Source organism: uncultured Nostoc sp. (assembly GCF_964245445.1).
Classification (GTDB): Bacteria; Cyanobacteriota; Cyanobacteriia; order Cyanobacteriales; family Nostocaceae; genus Nostoc.
This window is the reverse complement of the sequence record NZ_CAXTNE010000375.1, coordinates 1-6,090: the sequence shown is the minus strand read 5'-3', so window position 1 is coordinate 6,090 and position 6,090 is coordinate 1. Positions and strand designations below refer to the sequence as shown.

8 protein-coding genes are annotated in these 6,090 nt (G+C 48.3%); all 8 read right to left on the bottom strand.

Annotated elements, in window-relative coordinates; all coding sequences use genetic code 11:
• Positions 1–103: 103 nt before the first annotated feature.
• Positions 104–499: a DUF6130 family protein gene (locus ACFE90_RS35185; protein WP_375506902.1), complete on the bottom strand. Its 396-nt coding sequence runs from the start codon at positions 497–499 to the stop codon at positions 104–106.
• Positions 500–582: 83 nt separating this feature from the next.
• Positions 583–1,611 carry an alpha/beta fold hydrolase gene (locus ACFE90_RS35180; RefSeq protein ID WP_375506901.1) on the bottom strand — a complete coding sequence of 343 codons (1,029 nt, stop codon included), beginning with the start codon at positions 1,609–1,611 and terminating at the stop codon, positions 583–585.
• Between the two features lie 138 nt (positions 1,612–1,749).
• Positions 1,750–2,745, bottom strand: coding sequence for an alpha/beta hydrolase (locus tag ACFE90_RS35175; protein WP_375506900.1), 996 nt, complete (start codon positions 2,743–2,745; stop codon positions 1,750–1,752).
• A gap of 126 nt (positions 2,746–2,871) precedes the next feature.
• Positions 2,872–3,768: an alpha/beta fold hydrolase gene (locus tag ACFE90_RS35170; RefSeq protein WP_375506899.1), complete on the bottom strand. Its 897-nt coding sequence runs from the start codon at positions 3,766–3,768 to the stop codon at positions 2,872–2,874.
• 57 nt (positions 3,769–3,825) lie between these two features.
• Entirely contained in the window at positions 3,826–4,476 is a 651-nt protein-coding gene (locus ACFE90_RS35165) for an MOSC domain-containing protein (RefSeq protein ID WP_375506898.1), read from the bottom strand.
• 19 nt (positions 4,477–4,495) lie between these two features.
• Positions 4,496–5,245: an SDR family oxidoreductase gene (locus tag ACFE90_RS35160; protein ID WP_375506897.1), complete on the bottom strand. Its 750-nt coding sequence runs from the start codon at positions 5,243–5,245 to the stop codon at positions 4,496–4,498.
• Between the two features lie 82 nt (positions 5,246–5,327).
• Positions 5,328–5,759: a cupin domain-containing protein gene (locus ACFE90_RS35155; RefSeq protein ID WP_375506896.1), complete on the bottom strand. Its 432-nt coding sequence runs from the start codon at positions 5,757–5,759 to the stop codon at positions 5,328–5,330.
• An 85-nt stretch (positions 5,760–5,844) separates the two neighbouring features.
• A partial coding sequence (locus ACFE90_RS35150) for a GMC oxidoreductase (RefSeq protein WP_375506895.1) occupies positions 5,845–6,090 on the bottom strand: 246 nt, incomplete at its 5' end.

Below are 6,090 nucleotides of genomic sequence, written 5' to 3'. Positions count from 1 at the left end.
ACGACCTTTGTGAGGGTTGGCAGCTTGCAAAAGAGACTTAACGGGAAAAGTCAGATTTCTTTTGATGCCGCCGTCACAATTGCGGTTTTTCCGTCTAGTTTTTTCATGATGATTTCTTAGGATCGGGCAGCGTGAACTCCACAGTTTCACTAGTGATTACTTTGTGCATGGGGTCAGCTAGTTCGATCAGCACTTTGTGCGCGCCAGGTTCCAGTCCTACCAGGATAATCGTTTCGCCACTGGCATCGACAAAGTGCCACGGCGCATCATCGACAGTGATGTGGATATGACCGATGCGCGGCGATACTTCGAGGGCACCTTTGCCAAACACTGGCAACACACGCAAATTTTCCGTCCGGTACTGGATGAAGACGCGGCCCTGTGCTAGCGGTTCGGGAAGCGGTGGATCGACAATCAGCTTGGGTGGTGCTTCGTTTTCGATCGCAATCAACGGTGATGGTCCGATAATGTCCCTAGCGCTCGGCGTGTGGCTGTTCATAGCAGGTAAGTACCTGAGAGTAGTTTATAATAACGATCCATTTGAAGGTGAAACGGCGCAGAGTTATCGCTCCAAAGAAGCCATTAACGTTTCTTTGATGCGAGTTCCCAGACCGCAGTTGCGAATGCTTTCGGATCTTCCTGGGGCAGGTTATGACCGACGTTTGGAATGACCCGATGCTGACGTTCGCCACTAAACTTCGCTGCCCTCGATTTCCCATCGGTTGCTGGCACGACACCATCTGCGTCCCCGTCCAGCGTGATCGTCGGCACCGTAATGGTCGGTTGCGCGGCGAGTCGCTGCTCAAGCTCCTCATACATGGGATAGCCGGCAGCAAGTCCAAGGCGATGGCGGTAGGAATGAATGACAACCTCCACATAATCGGGATTGTCGAAGGCGCTGGCGTGTTGATCGAGCGTTGCCTCGTCAAAGTGCCAGGAGGGCGAATTGCGAGTCCAGAGAATCCTTGCAATCTCACGTCTGTTAGCCGTCAATCCGGCGCGGACGCGCTCGGTCTGGAAATAGTACTGGTACCAGATCCCGGATTCGATCGCAGGTGAAAGTGGCACCCCTGCCTTGGCAATATCCTGGATCAGGTAGCTATTAACGGACACCAGACCTGTGCATCGTTCAGGCCAGAGAGCCGCAACAACACAAGCGGCTCGTCCACCCCAGTCATAGCCAGCAAGCACAGCACGGTTCAGCTGCAATGCATCCATCAAGGCGATCGCATCGACACCGATCGCGGCTTGCTGCCCGGAGCGTGGTGTGGCGCTGCCGAGAAAACGGGTTGATCCATGTCCCCGCAGGTAGGGAACAATCACCCGACATCCGCGTGCAGCAAGCATTAGTGCAACGTCAATGTAGCTATCGATGGAATACGGGAACCCATGCAGCAGCAACACCGGAGATCCATCGCTTGGTCCTGCTTCGTAGTAACCGATGTCGAGGACACCCGCTTTGATCTGCTTGATGGGAGTAAACCTAAATTCAGAACGTTTGGGCTTGTCGAAGCTTGCGTGTGCGGTACCCATGAGTGCCATTTCTGTGAAAATGCTTGCTGCCGCCGTTCCCAGAAAGCGGCGGCGGTTGTGTTTAATTGCTTTGAGCATAGGGTTGACTCTTTGGATTGATTAATGAGGCGATTGCACAAAGCACAGTCGCTTTCCCCTTTTCTCCTACGCTAACTCGGTAAGCAGCAAAGCGATGGAAGAGCGTCTTTTCCCTTACCCAAAAACATTGATCGCATCCTATTGCAGATATTTCTTCAATTGGGCAGCAGCTTGAACAAACAAAGAACGAATTTCTGGCAATTCAGCTAAACCATTCAGTAGTCCAAAGTCATGAATCATACCGTTGTACTGCACAGTTGTTACCTCGACCCCAGCTTCATCGAGCTTGCGTCCATAGGCTGTGCCCTCGTCATGCAAGATATCGCTCTCTGCAACCACAATTAACGCCGGAGGCAAGCCTTTGAGTTGCTCAACCGTCGCCTGTAGGGGAGAAGCATAGATGTCTTTGCGCTTTTCTGGGTCAGCGATGTACATATCATACATCCACTTCATCGTTGGTACAGTCAAAAAACGCTGATCGCCAAATTCGTGATAAGAATTCGTTTCAAAATCCGCATCTACGATCGGCCAAAACAGGATTTGCAGCTTGATGTGTGGTCCTCCTTTTTCTTTCGCCTTCAAAGCAGTGACAGTTGTCATGTTACCACCGACACTGTTGCCAACGACTGCCAGATTTTTGCCATCCACCCCAATCTCCTCACCATGCTCGGCAACCCATTTGGTCGCAGCATAAATCTCATTGATTGCCTGTGGGTACTGAGCATCTGGCGTACGAGTGTAGTTGATAAAGACACCTGCAAACCCTGAAAGCACAACCAGATCGCGAACCATGCGCTTGTGTGTTGGGTAATCACCCAGCACCCAACCACCACCATGAATAAAGATGAAAACAGGCAATGTGCCTTTGACCCCTTCAGGCCGTACAATATTCAGGGTAATTGAATAACCCTCGGCAGTAATCGTTTTTTGGGACTCTTCAATGCCTGAAAGGTCTACTGGAACAGAAGCCTGTGCATCTACAAGGACTTGACGTGCTTCGAGTGAAGTGAGTTTCTCCAGCGCCACACCCCCTGAATTCAGCACTTTCAAAAATTCCTTCGTTCCTTTGGAAAGACGTGGATCATCCGCAACTTCCAAAATTTTTGCTGCTTGCGAGCTTGCTTGAGCAACCATGACATTCTCCTTTCGATGAATAGTAAACAATCTGTTGAGATGGCACTGTCAAGTTAATTGATTTAACAGTACTGCTTTATAAGTAGTAATTGTAGAATGACAATTACTTTTTACCGACATCGTTTCTCAGCCAAAACTATTTGTTACTGTGGTTAGCTTGGAGTTCTCTACAACGTGAGTGGTCAGAAAGCGGTGAATATGGTCTGCGATCGCATCCCCATCCTCTTCCAAGGCAAAATGTCCGGTATCGAGTAGATGGAACTCAACGTCTTTCAAGTCACGCTGGTAGGGATAAACACCGTCAGCAGGAAAGATGTAGTCATTCTTGCCCCAAACAATCAGGGTAGGGGGTTGATACTGGCGAAAATACTCCTGCCATTGGGGATAGAGCGGTGGATTCGTACCATAGCTATACAGCAGTGCCAGTTGAATCTCACCGTTGCCAGGGCGATCGAGGAAATGTTGATCGATAGTCCAGGTATCGGGGCTGATCGCTTCTAGATTGCGAACACCATTGGTATATTGCCACTTCGTCGCTTCCAGGGTGACAAGATATTTGAGCTTTTCAGCATTCTCAGGCGATCGCTCTTGCCAGTATGCCTTAATTGGTTCCCAGAATTCGCGCAGACCTTCTTCGTAAGCATTGCCATTTTGAACAATCAGAGATTGCACGCGCTCTGGATATTTAGCGGCAATCCGATAGCCTATGGGTGCACCATAATCCATCACATAAAGGCTGTACTTTTTGAGATTGATCGCAGCAATGAATTTCTCTACAATCTCAGCCAAGCGATCAAACGTGTAATCAAACTCATTTACTGTAGGCATCGAACTATTGCCGTAGCCAGGGTAGTCAGGAGCAACGAGATGGAATTTATCAGCGAGGGCAGGTATGAGATTGCGGAACATGTGAGACGACGTTGGGAAACCGTGCAATAGCAGAATCGTTGGATTATTACGGGAACCCGCTTCGCGGTAGAAGATGTCTAAACCATCGATCGAAACTGTGCGATATGTAGTCATAGGATTACTCCTTGTAAGTGATAAAAGTGACATGATGCCGTTTTACGACAGGTCGATCTATCTCACATCCTGACGACGAATCTGCTCCTGAAAGTAGTCCCGCCAGCTTTCGGGTAACGCTTCCAGTCGAGCTGCACGATGCAGTAACTCTGGATTGTTTTGCTCACGAACATAAAGCTGAGTGATATCAGCAACTGTAATATTGTTGGTATCTCGATTCATCAACTCTAAAGTGTCTCCGACTTCAACTTCGCCCTCTTGCAAAACCCGAAAGTAAAATCCGGTGTGACGACTGGCGAGAAATCGTTTCACCATATCCGATCGCCCAAAGCGAATCCCTAGTTTGTAGCAGGGGAAGCGCGGTTGAGTCACCATTAGTTCCGCACTGCCGATTTTGAAGCGATCCCCAATGTTCAATTTTTCTTCTCTCAATCCAATGACTGTGAAATTTTCGCCAAAGATACCAAGTGTTAGCTCTGTGTCAGGCAATTCACTTTGCCAATACTCATAATGTTCAAAAGGATAGACATAAACGGCTTTGTCAACTCCGCCATGAAGAGTGAGATCCGCTTGTCCATCGCCATCTAAATTGAGTTCACGCACCATCACTCTCGAATTGACCGACTCTTTGAAAATTCCAGTGCGGACGGCTTTTCCTTTCCAGGGCACTTCACGCGGCAGCCCGACATTAACAGAAATAAGCTTCATTTTTAACTTCTTTTGGACTTCAAATCTGTGCCATACCACCATCGACAAACAACTCAATGCCGTTCACAAAGCTGCTGTCGGCTGAAGCCAGAAAAACAACGGCTTTGGCAATCTCATCGGGTGTGCCGACTCGTCCCAGTGGGATGGCGCTGGCTTGGCTGTCCACAAATTCTTGCAACTGCTGGTCATTCAGTCCCAAATGATCGTAACCAGGAGTCGGAACCATACCAGGGCTAATGGCATTCACTCGAATCTTGCGTTCTCTGAGGTCGAGTATCCAATTCCGAGCAAATGATCTCACGGCGGCTTTGGTAGCGCTGTAAACACTGAAAGCTGGCGTACCTTTTATAGAAGTAGCCGAAGCATTCAGGATAATAGAAGCGCCCTCTGGCAACAGTGGCAGTGCCTTTTGTACGGTGAACAGCAAACCTTTGACGTTTATGTTGAATGTTTTGTCAAAGTGTTCCTCTGTGATTGCTCCAAGTGGGGCAATTTCTCCACCGCCAGCATTAGCGAAGATGATATCGAGGTGTCCTTGCTCTTGCTTAATGGTGGCAAACAGACGATCGAGGTCTGCCAGATTAGAAACATCACTCTGTACAGCCGTAACATTTTTACCAATGGCTTCTACAGCAGCATCCAGTTCGACTTGGCGACGACCCGTGATGTAGACATAGGCACCTTCAGCAACAAACTGTTTGGCTGTGGCAAGACCGATACCACTATTGCCACCCGTGACAAGGGCGATTTTTCCTTCTAGTTTTTTCATTATGCTAATCCTTTGATTGTTGGGTTTAAAGCGGTCAGTTGTTAATGAGAGCGGTTAGGAGGAAGAATGGTCAGCTTAATCTCTAAGGGATATCTCCAGGTACACCCAGAATTTCGTCACCAATTTCGGTAGAGATGCGATTGAACAATTCCATGTCAGGTGCCTCATTCTGGTTTAGCGTCCCTGTTGCTTCAATTAGTTGAGCAAAGGCACTGGGCGCAGCAACGACTAACCCGCGAGCTGGTTGATCGCCCAGTGCAGCAACAACATGGGGTGTGCCTATCGGAATGAAGGCACTTTCACCCGCGCCTAGCACAACCTTATTCTTACCAACCCAGACAGTAAACTCTCCTTCCAACACATAAAGTTGTTCTGAATAGCGTGTATGGCGATGGGGTGGAGTCTGTGCACCAGGAGGGAAATAGCCCTCAATCAGGTCATATTTACCGTCAGTTGTGGTGTGATCGGCGAGGATGGTAAGGTAGTTATTAAGAAGCCAAAATGATTTTGTCATGGAAGTACTCCTTCTAACTAATGAATGAATTGTGTTATGAACGCTCAAGCTTGCAGATCAGATAAAGCAGGCGTTCATGCCGTTTCTAGGTAGACAAGTGTGACAAATTTTGAACATTAAGCTTGTTGGGAACACTTTGCGAGGTACGCTCCGCTTTAATTAAATCTGCTGCCTTCTCAGCAATCATGATAGTGGGTGCATTTGTATTGCCTGTGGTGATTGTTGGCATGATTGATGCATCAACAACACGAAGGCCTTGAATTTCATGTACTCGTAGTGGGAGCAACGCGATTTGGTGAGGTAGGATCAAAAACCAGCGATCGCTAAAAAT

Bases quoted from the DNA above. Each gene is read 5' to 3' on its own strand.
- ACFE90_RS35185 (WP_375506902.1), bottom strand. From the start codon at position 499: ATGAACAGCCACACGCCGAGCGCTAGGGACATTATCGGACCATCACCG.
- ACFE90_RS35180 (WP_375506901.1), bottom strand. From the start codon at position 1,611: ATGCTCAAAGCAATTAAACACAACCGCCGCCGCTTTCTGGGAACGGCG.
- ACFE90_RS35175 (WP_375506900.1), bottom strand. From the start codon at position 2,745: ATGGTTGCTCAAGCAAGCTCGCAAGCAGCAAAAATTTTGGAAGTTGCG.
- ACFE90_RS35170 (WP_375506899.1), bottom strand. From the start codon at position 3,768: ATGACTACATATCGCACAGTTTCGATCGATGGTTTAGACATCTTCTAC.
- ACFE90_RS35165 (WP_375506898.1), bottom strand. From the start codon at position 4,476: ATGAAGCTTATTTCTGTTAATGTCGGGCTGCCGCGTGAAGTGCCCTGG.
- ACFE90_RS35160 (WP_375506897.1), bottom strand. From the start codon at position 5,245: ATGAAAAAACTAGAAGGAAAAATCGCCCTTGTCACGGGTGGCAATAGT.
- ACFE90_RS35155 (WP_375506896.1), bottom strand. From the start codon at position 5,759: ATGACAAAATCATTTTGGCTTCTTAATAACTACCTTACCATCCTCGCC.